Below are 18,895 nucleotides of genomic sequence, written 5' to 3' on the forward strand. Positions count from 1 at the left end.
CTACCGCCACCTCATGAGCGTCTGGATTCCGCAGCTCGGCGCGCACGACGAGCCGCTGGCCCGCCTGGCCCTGGAGGCGGGGGTGGCTGACCGCTTTCCCGGTCTCGCCCTGAAACTGCGGGCAGACCTGGGGGGCCAGCAGAGTGACACCCTGCGGGCCCTCTTCTCTCAGGAGCGCCTTCTGGGCAGCGAACACGACGTCATCACGGCCAATCAGGTGGCTTCGTGGGCAGGCGAGTCCCTCAGCCTGCAAGAGGCGCAGGCCCGACTGAACCACATGGGCGACTCGCCCGAACGCCGCGCGCTTTGGGAGGCCGTGAACACGTCCACCCTACAAGGCGCGCAGGAACTGGATAAGCTGTTCAGCCGCCTGCTGGGGCTGCGCCAGCAGATGGCGGCGGCAGCAGGCGCCGACACCTACGCCGACCACGTCTGGCAGCAGACCGGGCGGGAATACACCATTGCCCAGACCGAAGCGTTCGTGGATGACCTGGCCCAGCTCTTTGCGCCGTTGCAGACGCTGGTTGCCGAGCGCCGGGCCAGGCAGCTGGGCACGGACAGGCTGCGGCCGTGGCACCAGACGGTGCGGGTCAACGCGCTGACTGGCACGCCTCTGGCTGTCGAGGAGTACCTGCCCGCCGTACGGCAGATTCTGGCCGCGCTTGACCCGGCCTTTGCCGCCGTCGTGAACAGGTTGGAAAGAGAAGGAGGCATTGACCTCGTGCCCCGCCCCGGCAAGGTTCAGGGCAACTTTGCGCTGCTGCTCTCGGCCCAGGCCACTGCGCGGGTGCTATGTAACGTCACAAGAGGTCTGGACGAATTCCGCGCCCTGTTGCACGAACTGGGGCACGCCATTCATTTTGTCACCCTGTCCAGCCAGCCTGAAACTACCCTCTGGGACACCTACGATTTTCAGGAAGTCTGCGAATTCTACGCTTTTGTGTTCACCATGCTGGGCACCGAGCAGGCTGCCAGACACTTTGACCTGAGCCCCGAAGACCACCAGAAATACCGACGGTCTCTGGCAGAAAGTTTCCTGACACGGCTGCGCTCGGTGGATGAGCGGGTGCGGTTTGAGCTGTGGGTGTACCGGCAGCGCGGCGCGGTCACCCCCGCCGAAATGGACGCGGCCTTCCTGTCGCTGACCCAGCAGTCTGCCGTGGACTGGACGGGCCACGAGGCCATGCTGGCCAAGGGCTGGCAGAGCCCATTTCTCTTCCAGTTCAGCTTTTACAACATTGAGTACGCCATCGCCACCATCGCGGCGCTGCTGTTCTTCAAGGCTTACCAGGAGGCGCCGCAGGAGGCGATGGCCAGATTCAAACGTGCCATGCGGATGGGCGCGACCGCCGGACCAACGGCTATCTTTGCGGAGGCAGGCATCTCGTTTCCCTTCTCGCGGGCGCAGTTGGAAACCGCCCGCGCCGTGCTGGCGGACTGGCTCAGCTAGGTCCTATAGCCCAAAGACCCCGCGCTGCTGAGGGTGCACGAGGTCCGTGTACTCCGGGTGCTTGCGAATGTAGCCAGCAATAAAGGGGCACATGGGCACCACCCGCTTGCCCTGGGCGCGAACATCGTCCAGGGCAAAGCGGGCCAGCTGGCTGCCCAGGCCTTCGCCCTCGTGGCCCTCCTCAATCACTGTGTGGGGCAGCATCACGGCGCCCTCGCCGGCGGGGCGAAACTCGGCGTAGCCCAGCACCTGCTCGCCCCGGAGCAGTTCATAGCGCTGGGTGTCGTCGTTGCGGCGAACTTCGGGGGTCTGGGTCATGGCCTATGGTGGCGCATAGCGGGCCGGACAGGCCATAGACAGGTTCTTCACGCAGCGTCTTCTGGCCAAGGCGGCCTCCTTCTGGGCGCGCGGCGTGTCACCATGCCCCTATGCATGACCCGTTTTCGCCCCTGCCGCTGCCCAGCCGTCAGGAGCGGCGCGCCCTGGGCCGCGCGCTGCGCGTCACCCTGCCCCGGCGAGACCACGCCCAGTTCGAGGCTGCTGGCGACCGCACCGACCACATCCTGGCGGCCCTGCACGCTGGTGCCAACGGCTGCATGACCCACCTGCTGTCGCTGCGCTTTGGGCGCATGGTGGCCAGCCCCTTCGCTTTCTTTCGGGGAACGGCCGGCCTGATGGCCGCTGACCTGGCCGGTACGCCGGTCACGGGCGAACGGGTGCAGGCCAGCGGCGACGCCCACTGCGCCAACTTTGGTGCTTTTGCGACCGGCGAGCGCAACCTGGTTTTTGACCTCAACGACTTTGACGAGACCCTGCGCGCACCATGGGAATGGGACGTGCGCCGCCTGGCCACCAGCCTGGTGCTGGCCGCGCGTGAAGCCGGGCACAGCGAGGCCGACGCCTGCTTTGCGGCCCGCAGCGCGGCGCGGGCCTACCGCCTGCACCTGCGCACCTATGCCAGACAGCACCACCTGGACGTGTGGTACGACCGCATTGACGCCTCCGAGGCCCTGGCTGACATGGCCGCCGACGCCCGCGCGCACGGTCAGGCCATGTTTGCCAAGGCCAGTACCCGCACCCACCTGCACACCCTGAAAAAACTGGCGGTGCAGACCCCGGCGGGCTGGCGCCTGCGCGACGATCCGCCGCTGCTGGTCCATACCGACGACGCGCTGGCCGAAACCATGCTTGACGGCGTTCGCGCCGGCTACTTGGACAGCGTGGCGCCCGACCGCCGCGCCTTGCTGTCCCGGTATCACCTGGCCGACTGGGCGCTGAAGGTGACGGGCGTGGGCAGCTGCGGGCGCCGGGTGCTGGTGCTGCTGCTGGCCGCCGACGGCGACGACGTGCTGTTCTTGCAGGTCAAGGAGGCCCGGCCCAGTGTGCTGGAGCCCTACGCTGGCCCCACTGTGGCCCGCAACCCTGCGCACCGGGTCGTGCGCGGCCAGCAGCTGATGCAGGCGGCCACCGACCCCTTCCTGGGCTGGGCGTCCGGAGAGGGCTTCTGCGGGTATGTGCGCCAGCTGCGAGACCTCAAAGGCCGCTTTGAGTTGCAGGCGGTGACCCCGCGCACCCTCGAAGAAATTGCCGAGCTGTGTGGCTGGGCGCTGGCCCGCGCGCACGCCCGCACCGGGGACGCGGTGGTCCTGGGGGCCTACCTGGGCCGCCGTGAAACCTTTGACGAGGCCACAGCGGCTTTTGGGGTCGCCTACGCCGATCAGGCCGAGCGTGACCACGCAGTGCTGGCCCGCGCCGTGAGCAGAGGCGAGATAGCCACTGAGGCCGACCCCAAGTAACTGGAAATACGCCCACCCGTCTCAAGCCATTGGCGAGGCGGCGCTTGTCGCACTGACCTCTACTTCCACTCCTTGCCACTCTTTGTAAAAGCGGTTCAACCTTCGTGAAACTCAAGAGCCGCGCAGCAAGGCGAGTAGAACACGTACAGGTTCCGCCGGGTTCGTTGCTAAAGCTCTCCTGGTCTCCGAACGGCAAAGTCGAACGCTAGTTCAGCCTTCCAGGCTCTCTGCCGCGCCTCCGGTAAACCGCTTGGTCAGCCAGCGGTCAAAGCGGGCCAGGTTGTCGGCCTGACGCTCGTAGGCGCTCTGAATGGTGCGCAGGCGGGCTTGCAGCGCTTGCAGCCGCTCGTCGCTGATGGGCACGTCGGCGCGGGTCCAGTCGTGGCGGTAGGTGCCGTCTGGGCTGTGGGTGGCGCGGCGCAGGGTCACCATGTCGCGCGCCTCTTCCAGAGTCAGGCCCAGGGCCCGCAGGTCCATCAGGTCGCGCAGCAGCCGCAGGGCGTAGGGGCCGTAGAGCGCCCGCCCGGAGGCCGTCACGCCGTCCGGGGTCAACAGGCCCAGGTCGGCGTAGTGCATGACGGTGCGCCGGGTTACGCCCGCCGCGCGGGCCAGTTCGGCGGTGGTGTGGTACGGCGTCCCCATCACGGCACGACCACCACCTTGCCAGTCACGCGGCGCTCCAAGAGGTCCCGCAGGGCGCGCGGGGCATCGTCTAGTGCGTAGCGCGCGCTGACCAGGGGCCGCACCTGGCCTGCTTCTATCCAGGCCATCAGCTGCGCCAGATGCTCTGCATTGCCCCTGGGGTCGCGCCGCGTGTATTCCCCCCAGAACACGCCGACCAGGCTGGCCCCTTTCAGCAGCGGCAGGTTAAGCGGCAGGCGCGGAATCTCGCCGCCCGCAAACCCCACGACCAGATACCGCCCGTTCCAGCCCAGCGCCCGGAAGGCGCTCTCAGCCCAGTGGCCACCAACAGGGTCCAGAACCACGTCCACGCCCGCCTTGCCCGTCAGGGTCTTCAGGGCCTCCTTGAGGTCGCCCTGCTCGTAATTCACCGTTTCGTCGGCGCCGTGGGCGCGGGCGACGGCCAGCTTGTCTTCCGTGCTGGCTGCGGCAATGACCCGCGCGCCCAGCGCTTTGCCAATCATCACGGCGGCCAGCCCCACCCCACCCGCCGCGCCCAGAACCAGCAGCGTCTGCCCGGCTGTCAGGTGGCCCCGGTCGGTCAGCGCGTGCATGGCGGTGCCGTAGGCCAGGGGCAGGGTCGCGCCGACCTCAAAACTCAGGGCGCTGGGCAGTGCAAATGCGGCCCCAGCTGGGGCTTTCAGGTGCGTGGCAAAGGCGCCGGTGCCGGTAAAGGCTGCTGCGCGCTGGCCCACGCGCAGGTGCTTGACCCCCTCGCCGACGGCGGTCACCACGCCCGCTGCCTCAGCACCTGGGGTGAACGGCAGCGGCGGGCGCACCTGATATTGCCCGGTCACCATCAAGGCGTCGGGATAGTTCACGCCGGCGGCGCGCACCTCCAGCACCACCTCTCCGGGGCCGGGAACTGGCGTGGGGAGGTCTTGGACCGTCAGGGTTTCGGGCTGGTCAAAGGCGGTGCAGGTCAGGGCGCGCATGGGGAAACCTCCAAAGGGACGGGCGAAAGAGGCAGAATAGAGGCATCTTAACGTGAACGTCCAGAATAGACGTAAACGGACACCCTGGCCCCTCCCCTTTTCCTGCAGGAGACCCCATGCCCCCCTTTCTGAACCGGCGCGACCTGAGTTTTCAACTGTTTGAGGTGCTGGCCACTGGCGCCCTGCCCAGTCGTCCCCGCTTCGCCGACCACGGCCGTGAAGTCTACGAGGACGTTCTGAACGTGGCCTACACCGTGGCCGAGCGGCATTTTGCCAACCATACGCGCGAGGTGGACAGCCATGAGCCGCAGGTCGTGGACGGCAGGGTCGTGCTGCCTGCCGCAGTGGCCGGGGCCATGCACGCTTTCCGTGAGGCCGGCTTTTTCAGTGCCCACCACGACGAGGCTCTGGGCGGCCTGCAGCTGCCCTGGGTGGTGACGCAGGCGGTGCAGGCGCATTTTCAGGCGGCGAATATCGGCTCCAGTGGCTACCCCTTCCTGACCATCGGGAACGCCAATCTGCAGCGCCTATTCGCCTCGCCGGAGCAGCAGCGCCGTTACATGCTGCCCCTTCTGGAAGGTCGCTGGTTTGGCACGATGGCGCTCTCGGAACCGCAGGCGGGGTCCGGGCTGGCCGACATCACGACCACCGCCACACCGCGCGGTGACGGCACCTACGCCATTTCCGGAACCAAGATGTGGATTTCAGGTGGCGAACACGAACTGACCGAGAACATCGTGCATCTGGTACTGGCCCGCATCGCGGGTGGGCCGGGGGGCGTGCGCGGCATCAGCCTCTTTCTGGTGCCGCGCTACCGGGTCCAGGACGACGGCCGCCCCGGCGAGCCCAACCATGTCGTCCTGGCTGGCCTGAACCACAAGATGGGCTACCGGGGCACCGTGAATACCCTCCTGAACTTTGGCGAGGGCGGCGAGACGGTGGGTGAGTTGGTGGGCGAACCGGGGCAGGGGCTGGCGCAGATGTTCCACATGATGAACGAGGCGCGGATTGGGGTCGGTCTGGGCGCGGTGATGCTGGGCACCGCCGGTTACCTGCACAGCCTGGCCTATGCCCAGGAGCGGCGTCAGGGCCGCCTGCCGTCGGGGAAGGACTCTCATGCACCCCCAGTGGCCATCATTGACCACGCCGATGTGCGCCGCCTGCTGCTGTGTCAAAAGGTGTTCGTGGAAGGCGGCCTGGCGCTCGGGCTGTACGCCGCTTCGCTGGTGGACGATCTTCAGACTGGCCCAGAGGAGACGCGCGGGGACACGGGTTTGCTGCTGGACCTGCTGACGCCCATCGTCAAAAGTTGGCCCAGCCGCTACAGCCAGGAGGCCCTGAGTGACGCCATTCAGGTAATGGGCGGCGCTGGCTACACCCGCGACTTTCCTGTCGAGATGTACTACCGCGACAACCGCCTCAACCCCATCCACGAGGGCACTGAGGGAATTCAGGGCAATGACCTGCTGGGCCGCAAATTGACCCAGCAGGGTGGGCGCGGCCTGGTGGTGCTGTTGGAGAAAATAGAGACAGACCTTGCGGCGAGTGACGGATTTGAGGGACTGAAGGAGATTCGCGCTGCCCTGCGGCAGGCACTGACACAGACCCGCGAGGCCATCACGTCGCTCCTCAGCCGCGCCACCGAACTGGGGCCCGACGTGGTGCTGGCCAACGCCAACAGCGCTCTGGAAGCGCTTGGGCATACGGTGGTGGGCTGGATGTGGCTGCGGCAGGCGGTGGCTGCGGCGCGCGCCCTGCCTGACGCCCGTGGCAGCGACGCTGATTTTTACCGGGGCAAGCTCCACGCCGCGCGCTTTTTTGCCGTCTACGAACTGCCGAAGGTGCGCGCACACGCCGAACTCCTGCGCAGCGCCGACCTCACCACTCTAGAAATGCAGCCGGGATGGTTTTGACGGAGGTGCTCAAAGCTGAGAGGGTTCATGGGTGTGGCCCTGCATGACCGGGCTGCCAAGGTGCGCTGCGATAGGTCTACTTCGTCTTCACAGCAGTATGGCGTTGCAGCAACGGCGGGAAAGTATCACCTGCTCCCCGAAAGACGCTCTTTCCGGTCAGAGCTTGACTTTCTTGCACCGCCTTCCGCTCAAAGCAGAGCTAGAGCCGTGCTCAACTCCTCGCTTTTGCACACTTCATCTGCAGGCAAGAACAGCCTGTCTTAAGTTCACTTAACCGACTGGTGTCAACCACTGCTCGCACCTTCGCCAGCGCGGCTGAGTTAGGCTCAAGCTCCACGTCAGTTCAAGTTTTGTCACCGGTTTCATAACCGGCGGCGGGCTCTGTTGACGTGCCGGCACGCCCCGCGTGTGCCCCGGAGGTGACATGACGAAAACCCTGCGTTTCTCTGCTCTCTTTGCCGTCCTGCTGCTCGGTGCGTGCAGCGCCCCGACCTCGCCGGAGGTGGCGGCCAGCCCAGCTTCGGGTATGCTCTCCGCGCAGTCGGTTCTCACCTGGCAGGTGCTGCGTCAAGGCGACAGTGGCCGCGACGTGGTCACCCTGCAATACCTGCTGCGTCACCGGGGCCAGACGGTGACGGTCGACGGCGCGTTTGGCGCCGGGACCAACACCGCCGTGCGGAATTTTCAGAGCGCCAACGGCCTGACCGTGGACGGCATCGTGGGTGGGAACACCTGGGAAAAACTGATTGCCACCGTGCGTCAGGGAGACAACAACAACGCCGTGCGGGCCGTGCAGGACCAGCTCCGCAGTGGGTACAGCTACAGCAGCGTGACGGTCGACGGCGCGTTCGGCCCTGGCACCGACACGGCTGTGCGCGATTTCCAGACCAAGCGCGGCCTGGGCGCCGACGGTGTCGTGGGCCTGAACACCTGGCACGCGTTGGTGACCGGCAGCAGCACCGGCGGCACTGGCACGACGGCCAGCCTCGCCAGTCAGATTCTGAATAACAGCCGGATCACGCTGGGGACCAGCAGTTCAACCTCGGGTGGCAATCCACGCCAGAACATTGCGGACACCGCCGCTGGGCGCCTGGCCAAACGCGGCTGCGCCGGCAACGCCAACTGCGGGCTGACGGTGGCGCTGAAACGCTCCATGTTGCAGGCTATGGCCAACATGGGCGCTGGCAACTCCATGTACATCACCTCTATTGCCGGGGGCGTGCATTCTACTTATTCCGACCATTACGCGGGTCTCGCTTTTGACATCGGTACTTGGAACGGCGTGAGCCTGGCGAGCCCCAACAGCGCCCACACGGCGGCCCGCAACGCCTGTCTCGCGGCGGGCAGCGACCCCAGCCAGACCTTCAATGCGTACTACGACCCGCCCGGCGGCCACAGCAACCACGTTCACTGCGCCTGGAACTGAGCTGTGAGTCAGACTCCTCTCAATGCTCTCAACCGGCGCGATGTGCTGCGCCTCGGTGCCCTGCTGGGTGGCAGCGCCTTTCTGGCGAGTTGCGGCCTGAATGTCCCCTCTGCCAATCTGCCCGCTTCGCCGCTCAACGCGCTGGCCGTGACGCAGCCGTCCGTGGCCGGGACAGTGGCCTGGTCGGCGCAGGCGCCCAAATCGCCGGTGGTGCTGCTCAGTGCCCGGCCCACCCGCATCCTGATTCACCACACGGCCAGTGCCAACACGGCTGACCTCTCGCGCGCCCAGGCCTACAGCCTGGCGCGCAGCATTCAGCAAAGTCACTTTTCGCGGGGCTGGATTGACTCGGGCCAGCAGTTCACCATCAGCCGGGGCGGGTATGTCGTCGAAGGCCGTCACCGCAGCCTGGAGGCGGCACAGGGCGGCCAGCAGCATGTTCAGGGGGCCCATTGCGACGGCTTCAATGACGTGTCAGTGGGCATCGAGAACGAGGGTACATACATGACCGTCTCGCCTCCGGGTGGGCAGTACAGCGCCCTGGTGGGCTTGTGTGCGTGGCTGTGTCAGCAGTACGGGATTCCGGCAAGCGAACTCTACGGCCACCGGGATTTCAACAACACGGACTGCCCAGGCGACGTGCTGTATGCCAAATTGCCGCAGCTGCGGGCTGATGTGGCGGCCCGGCTGGGGGTGAGTCTGCGCCTCTGGCCCACCACCCGCGCCCCCATGACGGGCGAGCGCGTTCGGAGTGCCCAGCGTCTGCTGCTGGCTGCTGGCCAGACCCTGACGGCGGACGGCACCTACGGCAATGGCACGGCCAGCGCCGTGCGTGCCTTTCAAAGCGGTGTGGGGCTTACCCCCGACGGCGTGATTGGCTCGGTGACCTGGGAGCGCCTGATTCGGACGGTGCGTCGCGGCGACAGTGGGCCAGCGGTGCAGGCCGCGCAAGGGCAACTGGCCGCGCGAGGCTACAGCGTGACGGTGGACGGCATCTTTGGCTCCGGCACCGAGAACGCGGTGAAATCATTTCAAGCCAGCCGTAGTCTGACCGCCGATGGCGTGGTGGGGCCGAATACCTGGTTTGCTCTACAGAGCTGAAGGAATGTTCCTTGACGTTGTGCTGAGCTACACGCAATAGCTCGACGCCATTAGCCCCAGCACCACTGTGTGCTGGGGCGCTCTTGGCTCTCCCTCTACGTCCTCCACCCCGTACCAGCCCCAAATGCTGCCCGGCGCACGGCGGGGCCCTCGCCACCCAGGTACGATGCCGCTGCAATGGCTCCTACCCTGCGCCTGGACCGGGGCACCCTCATCATGACCGAGGTGCCGGCCTGTGTCCGCGCCCACTTCCTGTGGGACGCGCGCAGTCAGTCGTGGCGCGCGCCAGGCCGGACCTACCGGGCCATTGTTGAGGCGCTGCGGGCCAGCGACACGCCATTCCGGGACAGCGCCTCGGCCTTCGAGAAATTGGAGTTGTCGTTTGCCCGCGACGTAACCCCTTACCCGCACCAGACGCGTGCCTTGACTGCCTGGAAACGGGCCGGGCGCCGGGGCGTGGTGGTGCTCCCTACTGGCGCTGGCAAGACGCTGGTGGCCCAACTGGCGCTGCGCGACACCCCCCGCAGCGCCCTGATTTGTGTGCCCACCCTGGACCTCCTGCACCAGTGGTATGCGGGGCTGGTGGCGGCTTTTCCCGACCTGGCAGTAGGCCTCTTGGGCGGCGGCAGCCACGACGAGACGCCGCTGCTGGTCAGCACATACGATTCGGCGGCCATTCACGCCGAGACACTGGCGGGGCGCTACGCCCTTCAGATTTTTGATGAGGCGCATCACCTTCCCAGCGACTTTACGCGGGTGATTGCCGAGATGGGCGTGGCGCCCTACCGTCTGGGCCTGACCGCCACCCCCAAGCGCAGCGACGGCCGTGAGCGCGACCTGGACAGCCTGATTGGCCCCGTGGTGTACCAGGCGGCCCCCGAAGACCTGGCCGGCGAGACCCTGGCGCCTTACCGCGAGGTGCTGATCCGGGTGACCCTCAGCCCCTTCGAGCAGCGGCGCTATGACGACCTGGTAGCCCAGCGCAACGAGTTCCTGCGCCTCAGTGGCATTCGGCTGGGGTCGCTGGAAGGCTGGAAGCAGTTCGTGATGGCCAGCGGCAGCCCCCACGGCCGCCGCGCCATGCTGGCCCACCGTGAGGCCCGCTCGCTGGCCTACGGCACCGACGGCAAACTGCGGGTGCTAGAGGAAGTCCTGGCCAACCATCCCCAGGCCCGCACCCTGATCTTCACGGATGACAACGCCACGGTGTACCGCATCAGCCGCGAATTTTTGATTCCCGCCATTACCCACCAGACGCCTGTGAAAGAGCGTCATACGCTGCTGGAAAAGTTCCGGTCAGGCGACTACCGCATTCTCGTGACCAGCCGGGTCCTGAATGAGGGGGTGGACGTGCCCGAGGCCAGCGTGGCCGTCGTGCTGTCAGGCACCGCCACCGAGCGCGAGCATATTCAGCGGCTGGGGCGTATCCTGCGCCGCGCTGAAGGCAAGCAGGCCGTGCTCTATGAGGTCATTACCCAGGGCACCAGCGAGGAACGGGTCAGCCAGCAGCGGCGCGGGCAGTGGTCGCCGCCTGCCCTGGAGGACTTTGGGGTCCTGAATGCTTCCGACTGAGCTGCTACTATTCCGGGTCAAGGCGGGCCTGGTCGAACCCCGGCGCCTGAAACCCACCCCGCAGAACCTTACCCTGGCCGAAACCCTGATTGCCGCCTTTGAAGCCCATATGGGCAAGCGCCGCTGTGACCTGGACGAGGAACTGCGCGCCCTGGAAGCCGGACGGCAGGATTTCAAGGTGGTGCGCGGCCTGGCCCACCTCCTGAGCAACCTGGGCACCTTTGAGGCCAGTGGGCCGCTGGAGCCGGGCACCGTGCGCTCACGTGTATTCGAGCTGGCGCAGGCCGGCGTCCCCAGCCGCCGGCATACGGCGCAGGTGCTGGAGCAGGCAGCCCGCTCCCTGACCGCCCAGGCCACTGGCAGCGAGCGTCCCCTGAACGCCGACGAGCTGCTGGGCGCTCTCTACGCTGACCTGCCGGACCAGCAGACGCTGGTGGCGTTTGAGCCGCCTGCGCCCCTGGAACTTATTCACCGCTACGACCTGGCCCAGGCGCAGGGCACCCTCTACCGCGCCTATGAGCTGGTGATCACCGCCCGGCGCAACGAACCGGCGCGCTACAAGCAGCTGCTGAAGTACCTGAAGTTCTTTGGCCTGATGGCCACCGTCGAGGGGGACGCCAATCTGGGCTTTACCCTGACGCTGGACGGGCCTGCCAGCCTGTTCGGCGGCACCACGCGCTACGGCCTGGGCATGGCCAAGTTTTTGCCCGCGCTGCTGCATGTGACGAAATGGGACCTGAGCGCGAGCCTCAAGCCACGGCGCGACCTGGCCTGGGTGGACCCTGCCGACACCGAATGGTCGTTTCAGCTGACCAGCGAGGACGGCTATGTCAGCCATTACGCCCCGCCCCAGGAACACGACAGCGCCCTGGAATCGGGCTTTGCCGAGCGCTTTGCCAAACTGGAGACGCCCTGGCAGCTTGAACGTGAGGTGGACCTGGTGCCAGTGCCGGGCGGCGTGATTCTGCCGGATTTCCGGCTGGTTAACGGCGACCGGTCCGTGCTGGTGGAAATCGTGGGCTACTGGCGCCCCGAGTACCTGCGCAAGAAATTCGAGTTGCTGCGCAAGGCCGGACGCACGGACGTGATTGTGTGTGTGTCTGAACGCCTGAACCTGGAGCGTGCGGGCGTCAACCCCGCCGATTTTGGCGAGCGTCTGGTGTGGTTTAAGGGCGTGCTGAACCCCAAGGAGGTGCTGGCCCTGGCCGAGCGCCACGCGGTGACCGGGGCCTAGTCTGTGTGGTCTTGTGCAGCTGGGTAGCAGGGCGGTCAGAGTACAGAAAAGCGGCCTCTCCGTCTACAAAAAGCTGGGCGCCCGGTGAGGGGCGCCCTTATCGTCGTGTGGTGGAGATTCACTGCTGCGCGCGGTCCGGAGTGGTGCGGCCCGGAAACAGCACCGGCAGAGAAATCAGCGGAAGGGCGATGGCGGCCAACGCGAACAGAATTTCCATAAGGTCAGTGTGCCTGCCGGCCGCGCCGCCCAGATGACCTGACCTTCAGTCAGCGTAGAGCCGGGCTTGAGCCGGGGTAAAGCTGGCCTTCAAGGTGTCGTCAGGTCAGAGGCGCGTGCTTTACCACGTCTGCCCCTCCACCCGCCCGAGACTGACGGCGCTGCTGTCTGCCCGGAGACTCAGGGTTTTGGGGCCGCTCGTGACGGCCTGGAAATACACGGTGATCGTTTGCCCGGCGCTAATGGCCTGCTGCACGCTCTCGCCGTTAAAGGCCACCGTGACCAGTTGGCTGTTCTGAGAGCTGGTTGAGGTCACCAGGAACTTGTATTTCGCGTTCTGGGTGGCGTTCACCTCAAAGTTGCGGGTGGTGCCGCTGGCTATGCTGCCCGCTGAGGTCGTTACGGTGCCGGGAATGTTGACCGTGCTGCTGCCTGCGCTGGTGGTCACACTCAGCGGCGCGGTCAGGCCCGACCCGTTGCCCGCCGCATCCACTGCCCGCACCTGAAAACTGTAGGCCGTGCTGGCGGCCAGGCCCGTCACCGTGAAACTGGTGCCTGTGGGGGTGCCTACCAAGGTGCCACCGCGCAGGACCTCATAGCGGGCCACACCCACGTTGTCGGTAGAAGCGCCCCAGGTCAGGCTGACCGACGAACTGGTCTTGGCCGGGCTATTGAGGGTGCCGGGAGTAGTGGGCGCCGCCGTGTCTCCCCCACCACCGCCGCCACACCGGGTGCCGAAGCCCGTGTTGGCCAGACCTGTGCAGAACGCCGTGCGGGTCTGGGTGTACTTATCCAGCTGGGCGTTGTTGTACCAGTCCTCGTCGTAGCGGAACCCGCCCTGGCTGTTGTCGGTGTCGGTCACGCTGTAGGTCTGGCCATAATACCCGTCCCAGCCGTAGCGCAGGTCCGTGTTCATGTACACGACGGCCTTCACCACACCCGACAGGTCTACGTTGCCTGCCACCCCCAGGTATTCGGGCAGTGGCCCGTTGTACGACACCAGCCGGAACAGGCGGTTGACCCAGAGACTCATGTCGCTTTCCGACTCGGCGCCGCTGGCCTGCTGCCCGGCTGCAAAGTTCATGGGGGCTGTTTCGCTCAGAATCATGGGTTTGCCGTTGTCCCTGGCAAACTTCATCATGGCCAGCACGTTGGCGTCGAGGTCAAAGTTGGCCTTCACGGCGCTGCCGTTGCTGGCCCGCACGTAGTTGATGCACTGCTTGGCGGCCGTATCGTAACTGCGGCCCACCTCGCCGTTGTAGATGGTGTTGTTCACGATACTGGTGCCGTTGTTGGTCACGTAGCGGTTGTAGATGGGCAGGCAGAGTTCGTGGTTAAACACGCTTAGGCCAATCCAGTCCACCCAGGCAGCGCCGGGATACATCTCGCGGAACACGCCGCGCACCGGATGGTAGATAAAGCCCACGTTGTCCCCTGTGACCTTGCCTGCCACGTAGCTGGCGATGCTGTTAAAGGCGCCCTTGTAAGCCAGGCATTTCAGGGCCGAACCGGTCGCCTGATAGTCCTCGCAGTGGTAAAAGGGGCTGACCTCGTAGTCCAGGCGCAGCAGAAATTTGGTGCCGGGCCGCGAATTGATATAGGCAATCAAGGGGTCAAATTTGGCCAGCAGCCCCGCGTCGCGGTTGGCCAGGCTCTGCGTGACTCCGCGTGAGATGCTGGCCTTTAAGTTCTCGTCGCCGCCGTTGTAGCCAGGTGGGTTGTCCTTCCAGCTTACGCCCACCTGCACGTATTTGCCGCCTCTGGTGGCCAGGAAATCGGCAAATTCGCGGTGGAGGTTCACCAGCGAGCCGCCAAGGTTGCCCTTGTTAAAGTCCGCCGAGCGCAGTTCGTAGTACACGCTGCCGCCCGCCGCTTCCTGCCCCACCTTCTGCCAGTCGGTGTAGGTGTTCTTGCTGGATTGCCCAATAAGCAGCAGGCGGCCAGACGCCGGCGCGCCCACACCCTGCCCCCGGAGCGCGGCCTGGGGTGAGGTGGACGGGGTCGGGGCCGGACCCGAGCAGGCCGCCAGCACCCCCAGCAGCCCAGCGGCCAGCCATAGTTGAAGTCGCTTCATCGGTTCCCCTTGCGGCCACGCGAGTCAGGGCCTGCCCCGCCGCTGAGCAGGCCCGGTGAATGCGGAGGTTTTATACGGACTCCGATTGAATCGCTTGCAAAAGCGATTGAATCCGAGCGGAGCGAGGGGGAGAAAAACGGGTTCCGGGCGTGGAGCTGGCATATCGGCTCTTTTCCGATTTGTCGGCGGAACAGACGGAATCCGTATTAGGCCGCCTTTACCACGTCTGGGCGTCCACGCGACCGATGCTGACGGCGCCGCTGTCGGCCCGGATGCTGAGCGTCTTGTTGCCGCTGGTCACACCCTGGAAGTACACCGTGTTGGTGCGCCCGGCGTCGATGGCCTGCTGCACGGTCTCGCCGTTAAAGGACACCGTTATGAGCTGGCTGTTCTGAGAGCTGTTAGAGGTCACCAGGAACTTGTACTTGGCGTTCTGGGTGGCGTTCACGGCGAAACTGCAGGTGGTGCCGCTGGCAATGCTGCCTGCCGAAGTGGTTACGGTGCCGGGAATGGCCACCGAGCCGCTGGCCGCGCTGGTCGTCACGCTGATGGGCGCGTTGAAGGCCGAGGCGTTGCCAGCGGCGTCCACTGCGCGCACCTTGAAGCTGTACGCGGTGCTGGCGCTCAGGCCCGTGGCTGTAAAGCTGGTGCCCGTGCTGGTGCCAGCCAGGGCATTGTTGACGTGAATTTCGTAGCGGGCCACGCCGACGTTGTCGGTGGAGGCGCCCCAGGTCAGGTTGACCGACGAACTGGTCTTGGCTGGGCTGCTGAGGGTGCCGGGGGTCGTGGGCGCCGCCGTGTCTCCCCCACCACCTCCGCCGCCCCCGGTGCCGCTGCCCACCACAAACTGGTACTGACCGTTGTTGATGCGGCTCAGCCAGTTGTTGCGCACAGTGGTGTTGACCCCCAGACGGCTGTTGCCCCACTCGCCCTCGGCGCAGCCGCCCTGAATGGCCCCTGACGGACTAAGGCTGCACTGCCAGTGGCTATACGCTTCCCAGTCGTCGTTGATGTAGGCCACCGCGCGGATATCGTTGCTGTTGGCCTCAATGAAGTTGAAGAAGGGAGCGTACCACTCGTTCCACACGGTCTGCCCGGTCAGCCCAGTGCGGGTGGGGCGGCCCACCTGCTCAAATTTCACCTGACCATCGGCGGCCAGGGTGTAACCGCGCGGAGTGGATTCGGCAATCATGATGGGCTTGCCCTTGCCCTTGAGATAATTCACGACGTTCTGCACAGCGGTCAGGCCGTTGCTGCACGTCTGGTTCTGATCAAAGACAGAGATGCCCGTCCAGTCCACGTTGTTGCTGCCGGGCCACCACTGGTCGTAGTAGGCAGCCAGGTTGCCCCCCACTGGTCCCTGCCCGTTGCTGTTGCTGCCCGTGGGGCTGATGGGCTGACTGCCAGCCAGCACGCCGCCGTCGCACCACGCGGCCAGCTGCCACACCAGGGCGATGTTGCTGGCGCCCTGCCGCCCAATCTCGGCCTTGAACCAGCTCCAGACGGTCTTGTAGGCGTCGGGCCAGTAGCCGTTCCAGGGACCTTCCGCCTCGTAGCCTAAGCGTACGAAGACCGGGCGGCCGCTGTTCTTCAGGTCAGTGATGATGCTGCGCATGTTTTGCAGCAGCTGCGTGCCCACGGGGGCGCCGTCAATGCTGTTCTGAATGTTGCCCTGCCACGGCTTGCTGGGGTCAATGGCCTTGGCAATGTCCGTGTCGTAGGCCTGCCCCATCCAGATGCCGACGGCCAGCGCCTGCTGGGCATTCGTGTTGTTTTTGGCGACGGTTAGGTCCTGGTTGCCGTACCCGGAGGCGTACCACGCAGGCGTGCTGCCCCCCGTGAAGCCAGAAGTTTGGAGGGCCGGATTGACATACAGGGTCACCCCTGCGTATTTGCCGGGATAGGTCTGGCTGTAATTGGTGATGCCGTCGGTGGTCTGGCCAGACACCACCATGATGCCGTTGCCAGTAAATTTGCCAGTGACAGCCTGCGCCTGAAGTGCGGCGGGGGCGGACGGTTCGGGCACCTGGCCCTGAGGCGCCTGCGAGCAGGCCGAGAGGAGCAGGGTGGCGCTCAGCAGACGTAAAGCAGTAGGCAGACGGGACATAACCCTCCTGTGCAGCAGACAGAGGCTCAGGGCCGCTGGCGACACACAGGAGCGCCGCCTCTGACCCATCCAGGGACCGGAGGCACAGGCCAGCCCATGCCCAGTTAGTAATTGTTTCTAACGTTGGTCATCATGCTCAATCTTTTCTTCCCTGTCAAGCCTTGAGGCCACAGGAAAGGGCTTGTGAAATGAGTTTGTTGCAGAGGAATGAGCGCGGTATCAGAGAGATCTTCTATTTTTAGTTAGTTACTCTGAATTACTAATAGGCTTTCTTCTTTTCAGCCAAGATGCATCGGCTCAATCAGCGGAGCAGGCTGCCTTGCTTCTACCTATGACACTGAAACGCCACAAGATGCCTCTGCAAATCGAACTTGCCGGCGAGGCACATTCTTTAACCCGTGCCAGACTGGCTTCTCCTCTCTCCCAGGCTCTTGTTAAGTCAGCTCGCGTTCAAGCGCACACCGCCTGCTCTGATTGGCAGGCGGTGTGGTTATGTCTTCTTGACAGCGCTGAACCTCACACCCCTTAAAGGAGTTTTAGTGGGGATAACCGTGTGGCCAGCACTGCTGGGGGCAGTGCGGCGGCAAGGCCAAAAGGAAGCAGCAGCAAGACCCGCAACACCAGGGGCCAGGTCAGCTGTGGCGGCGCCAGCGTGAAGCCCAGGTGGGTGCCCAGCACCTGCCCGCCCGTCAGGCTGAGGATGAGGGCCAGCCCGATGCCTAATCCCACCCCCAGCAGGACCGTTAACCCAGTTTCAAACAGCACCAGCAGGAAGACCACGCGCCGCCCCGTGCCCAGCACCCGCAGCAGCGCCACCGTGCGCTGACGTTCCACGCCAGATGTGTACACGCTGAGCCAGACGGTCAGGGCCGCAATGCCCAGCACCAGCAGGGCCAGCGCCGCGTAGGCTGCCTGGCCCTGAACCAGCACGTCGCGCGCCTGAGCAAACACCTGCCCCGGGAAAACCGCCATCGCGTCCTGCCCGGCATTGATACGCTGCGCCGTCACGTAGATGCCGGACAGCTGCTCTGCGGCGTACAGCACGGCGGTGACCTCTCGTTCGCTGGAGGCTGCTCCGTGGACTTCCCAGACCGTCTCTATGGGGGTCAGCACCGCTCGGTCCACGGGCCCACCTGTGGGGGCCAGGATGCCCGTGACTGTATACGGTTCGTCATGGGCCTCGTCATGCGCTTCTGCCTCCTCGGGCCCGGTCAGACCGTGTGTGCCGGTGAACGTGTCACCGACGCGCAGACCCGCCTCGCGGGCGGCGCGGGCGCCCAGCACGGCGTCATGCTCTTTCGCAAACAGGGTGCCCTGAGTGAGCCTGAAATAGGGTGGGTCGGCCGGCCGTTTGCGCTGGTCAAAAAAGGCGGCCGAGGTGCCCACGATGGGAAAGCCCTGGTAGGTGTCCCCCAGGGCAATCGGCACTGCGCGCCTGGTGCCGGGGGCGTCGCGCAGGGCCGTGTAGACCCGCTCTGGCATGTTGCCGGTCGGGGCCTCCAGGTAAAAGAGGCTGCTCATGACCGCCTGGGTGCTGCTGCCGGGCGCCGCCACGAGGAGGTCGAAGACCTGGGCCGCGTCCTGCGCCCCGCGTTCGACCTGGCGCGTGACTAAGGGCACCACCAGCGCGGTGGCGGTGGCCAGCGCCACGGCCAGAACGGTGATGACCAGCGCCCCCCAGCGGGCGCGCACACTGCGCAGCACCGTCCACAGGGCCAGGTTCATGTGCCGTCCACCTGGGTCAGGTCAAGGTGCCCCGGCAGCAGCGCCGCCACCTGGGGGTCGTGGGTGACTAGAATTAAAGTGGCGCCCAGCTCGGCCGCTGTGCCCAGCAGCAATGAGGCGGCGCTGGAGGCCCGGTCCCGGTCAAGGTGGGCGGTGGGTTCATCGGCCAGCAGCAGGCCCGGCCGGTGCGCCACGGCGCGCGCCAGGGCCACCCGCTGCCGCTCGCCTGTCGACAGCTGATGGGGGCGGTGGTGTCGTCTGTGGCCCAGCCCCAGTTGGCTGAGCGCCTGTTCGGCCAGCGCCCCTGGCCGCTTCAGGCCGGTAACTCGCACCCCAAGTTCCACATTCTCCTGGGCGGTCAGGCCGGGCATGAGGTGAAAATCCTGAAAGACGTAGCCCACGGCGCGCCGCCGAAACTGGTCGCGGCGCGGCGCAGACGCGCGCGTCAGGTCAAAGTTGCCGTGCTGGACCTGCCCCGACAGGGGCGTCAGCAGGCCGGCCAGTACATGCAGCAGGGTGGTTTTGCCTGTCCCACTGGGGCCAGTGACGGCCAACTGGGCGCCAGCCGGCAGGTGCAGGTCGGGGTAACGCAGCGTCACCTCACGGCCGTGCTGAACGCAGAGACCACTGACTGTCAGGGCCTGGGGCTGGTCTATCACAGCGCC

14 protein-coding genes are annotated in these 18,895 nt (G+C 65.8%); 7 read left to right on the forward strand and 7 right to left on the reverse strand.

From position 1 onward, the window contains the following. Window positions 1-13 precede the first annotated feature (13 nt). A complete protein-coding gene (locus tag K7W42_RS05205; RefSeq protein ID WP_224572879.1) occupies window positions 14-1,450 on the forward strand; it encodes a M3 family metallopeptidase in 1,437 nt (478 codons plus the stop codon). Window positions 1,451-1,453: 3 nt separating this feature from the next. Here K7W42_RS05205 and K7W42_RS05210 read toward each other — a convergent pair whose 3' ends face one another. Beyond that, on the reverse strand, window positions 1,454-1,768 hold the full coding sequence (locus K7W42_RS05210; RefSeq protein ID WP_157458462.1) for a GNAT family N-acetyltransferase: 315 nt from the start codon (window positions 1,766-1,768) through the stop codon (window positions 1,454-1,456). 110 nt (window positions 1,769-1,878) lie between these two features. Here K7W42_RS05210 and K7W42_RS05215 point away from each other — a divergent pair, with 110 nt between their 5' ends. After that, window positions 1,879-3,246 carry a DUF2252 domain-containing protein gene (locus K7W42_RS05215; RefSeq protein ID WP_224572881.1) on the forward strand — a complete coding sequence of 456 codons (1,368 nt, stop codon included), beginning with the start codon at window positions 1,879-1,881 and terminating at the stop codon, window positions 3,244-3,246. A 210-nt stretch (window positions 3,247-3,456) separates the two neighbouring features. Here K7W42_RS05215 and K7W42_RS05220 read toward each other — a convergent pair whose 3' ends face one another. Then, the gene (locus K7W42_RS05220) at window positions 3,457-3,888 is read right to left on the reverse strand and encodes a MerR family transcriptional regulator (protein WP_224572925.1); all 432 of its coding nucleotides are present in this window, start codon (window positions 3,886-3,888) and stop codon (window positions 3,457-3,459) included. Continuing rightward, a complete protein-coding gene (locus K7W42_RS05225) occupies window positions 3,888-4,862 on the reverse strand; it encodes an NADPH:quinone oxidoreductase family protein (protein WP_224572883.1) in 975 nt (324 codons plus the stop codon). The genes K7W42_RS05220 and K7W42_RS05225 overlap by 1 nt, the downstream gene beginning before the upstream one ends. 116 nt (window positions 4,863-4,978) lie before the next feature. Between K7W42_RS05225 and K7W42_RS05230 the strand changes: the two genes are divergently transcribed. The 5 genes from K7W42_RS05230 (at window position 4,979) to K7W42_RS05250 (ending at window position 12,108) form a co-directional block, all read left to right on the forward strand. After that, window positions 4,979-6,775, forward strand: coding sequence for an acyl-CoA dehydrogenase (locus K7W42_RS05230; RefSeq protein ID WP_224572886.1), 1,797 nt, complete (start codon window positions 4,979-4,981; stop codon window positions 6,773-6,775). A gap of 424 nt (window positions 6,776-7,199) precedes the next feature. Further along, window positions 7,200-8,201 (forward strand): peptidoglycan-binding domain-containing protein, encoded by a 1,002-nt coding sequence (locus K7W42_RS05235; RefSeq protein WP_224572888.1) that lies wholly within the window; start codon window positions 7,200-7,202, stop codon window positions 8,199-8,201. Between the two features lie 3 nt (window positions 8,202-8,204). Continuing rightward, window positions 8,205-9,302 carry a peptidoglycan recognition protein family protein gene (locus K7W42_RS05240; protein ID WP_224572890.1) on the forward strand — a complete coding sequence of 366 codons (1,098 nt, stop codon included), beginning with the start codon at window positions 8,205-8,207 and terminating at the stop codon, window positions 9,300-9,302. Window positions 9,303-9,479: 177 nt separating this feature from the next. After that, window positions 9,480-10,874 carry a DEAD/DEAH box helicase family protein gene (locus tag K7W42_RS05245; RefSeq protein ID WP_224572892.1) on the forward strand — a complete coding sequence of 465 codons (1,395 nt, stop codon included), beginning with the start codon at window positions 9,480-9,482 and terminating at the stop codon, window positions 10,872-10,874. Further along, window positions 10,861-12,108 carry a DUF790 family protein gene (locus tag K7W42_RS05250; RefSeq protein ID WP_224572894.1) on the forward strand — a complete coding sequence of 416 codons (1,248 nt, stop codon included), beginning with the start codon at window positions 10,861-10,863 and terminating at the stop codon, window positions 12,106-12,108. The genes K7W42_RS05245 and K7W42_RS05250 overlap by 14 nt, the downstream gene beginning before the upstream one ends. A gap of 337 nt (window positions 12,109-12,445) precedes the next feature. Here the strand turns inward: K7W42_RS05250 and K7W42_RS05255 are convergent, their stop codons facing one another. The 4 genes from K7W42_RS05255 to K7W42_RS05270 form a co-directional block, all read right to left on the reverse strand. Then, a complete protein-coding gene (locus tag K7W42_RS05255) occupies window positions 12,446-14,398 on the reverse strand; it encodes a fibronectin type III domain-containing protein (RefSeq protein WP_224572896.1) in 1,953 nt (650 codons plus the stop codon). A 217-nt stretch (window positions 14,399-14,615) separates the two neighbouring features. Then, on the reverse strand, window positions 14,616-16,505 hold the full coding sequence (locus K7W42_RS05260; RefSeq protein ID WP_224572899.1) for a fibronectin type III domain-containing protein: 1,890 nt from the start codon (window positions 16,503-16,505) through the stop codon (window positions 14,616-14,618). Window positions 16,506-17,030: 525 nt separating this feature from the next. After that, on the reverse strand, window positions 17,031-18,230 hold the full coding sequence (locus tag K7W42_RS05265) for an FtsX-like permease family protein (RefSeq protein ID WP_224572900.1): 1,200 nt from the start codon (window positions 18,228-18,230) through the stop codon (window positions 17,031-17,033). Then, complete coding sequence (locus K7W42_RS05270; RefSeq protein WP_224572901.1) at window positions 18,227-18,889, reverse strand: ABC transporter ATP-binding protein; 663 nt, start codon at window positions 18,887-18,889, stop codon at window positions 18,227-18,229. The genes K7W42_RS05265 and K7W42_RS05270 overlap by 4 nt, the downstream gene beginning before the upstream one ends. Between the last annotated feature and the right edge of the window lie 6 nt (window positions 18,890-18,895).

It is taken from the genome of Deinococcus betulae, from assembly GCF_020166395.1.
GTDB lineage: Bacteria > Deinococcota > Deinococci > Deinococcales > Deinococcaceae > Deinococcus > Deinococcus betulae.

Excerpts from the sequence above, each read along its gene's own strand:
- K7W42_RS05205 (WP_224572879.1), top strand. The coding sequence starts at position 14 with ATGAGCGTCTGGATTCCGCAGCTCGGCGCGCACGACGAGCCGCTGGCC.
- K7W42_RS05210 (WP_157458462.1), bottom strand. The coding sequence starts at position 1,768 with ATGACCCAGACCCCCGAAGTTCGCCGCAACGACGACACCCAGCGCTAT.
- K7W42_RS05215 (WP_224572881.1), top strand. The coding sequence starts at position 1,879 with ATGCATGACCCGTTTTCGCCCCTGCCGCTGCCCAGCCGTCAGGAGCGG.
- K7W42_RS05220 (WP_224572925.1), bottom strand. The coding sequence starts at position 3,888 with ATGGGGACGCCGTACCACACCACCGCCGAACTGGCCCGCGCGGCGGGC.
- K7W42_RS05225 (WP_224572883.1), bottom strand. The coding sequence starts at position 4,862 with ATGCGCGCCCTGACCTGCACCGCCTTTGACCAGCCCGAAACCCTGACG.
- K7W42_RS05230 (WP_224572886.1), top strand. The coding sequence starts at position 4,979 with ATGCCCCCCTTTCTGAACCGGCGCGACCTGAGTTTTCAACTGTTTGAG.
- K7W42_RS05235 (WP_224572888.1), top strand. The coding sequence starts at position 7,200 with ATGACGAAAACCCTGCGTTTCTCTGCTCTCTTTGCCGTCCTGCTGCTC.
- K7W42_RS05245 (WP_224572892.1), top strand. The coding sequence starts at position 9,480 with ATGGCTCCTACCCTGCGCCTGGACCGGGGCACCCTCATCATGACCGAG.
- K7W42_RS05250 (WP_224572894.1), top strand. The coding sequence starts at position 10,861 with ATGCTTCCGACTGAGCTGCTACTATTCCGGGTCAAGGCGGGCCTGGTC.
- K7W42_RS05255 (WP_224572896.1), bottom strand. The coding sequence starts at position 14,398 with ATGAAGCGACTTCAACTATGGCTGGCCGCTGGGCTGCTGGGGGTGCTG.
- K7W42_RS05260 (WP_224572899.1), bottom strand. The coding sequence starts at position 16,505 with ATGTCCCGTCTGCCTACTGCTTTACGTCTGCTGAGCGCCACCCTGCTC.
- K7W42_RS05265 (WP_224572900.1), bottom strand. The coding sequence starts at position 18,230 with ATGAACCTGGCCCTGTGGACGGTGCTGCGCAGTGTGCGCGCCCGCTGG.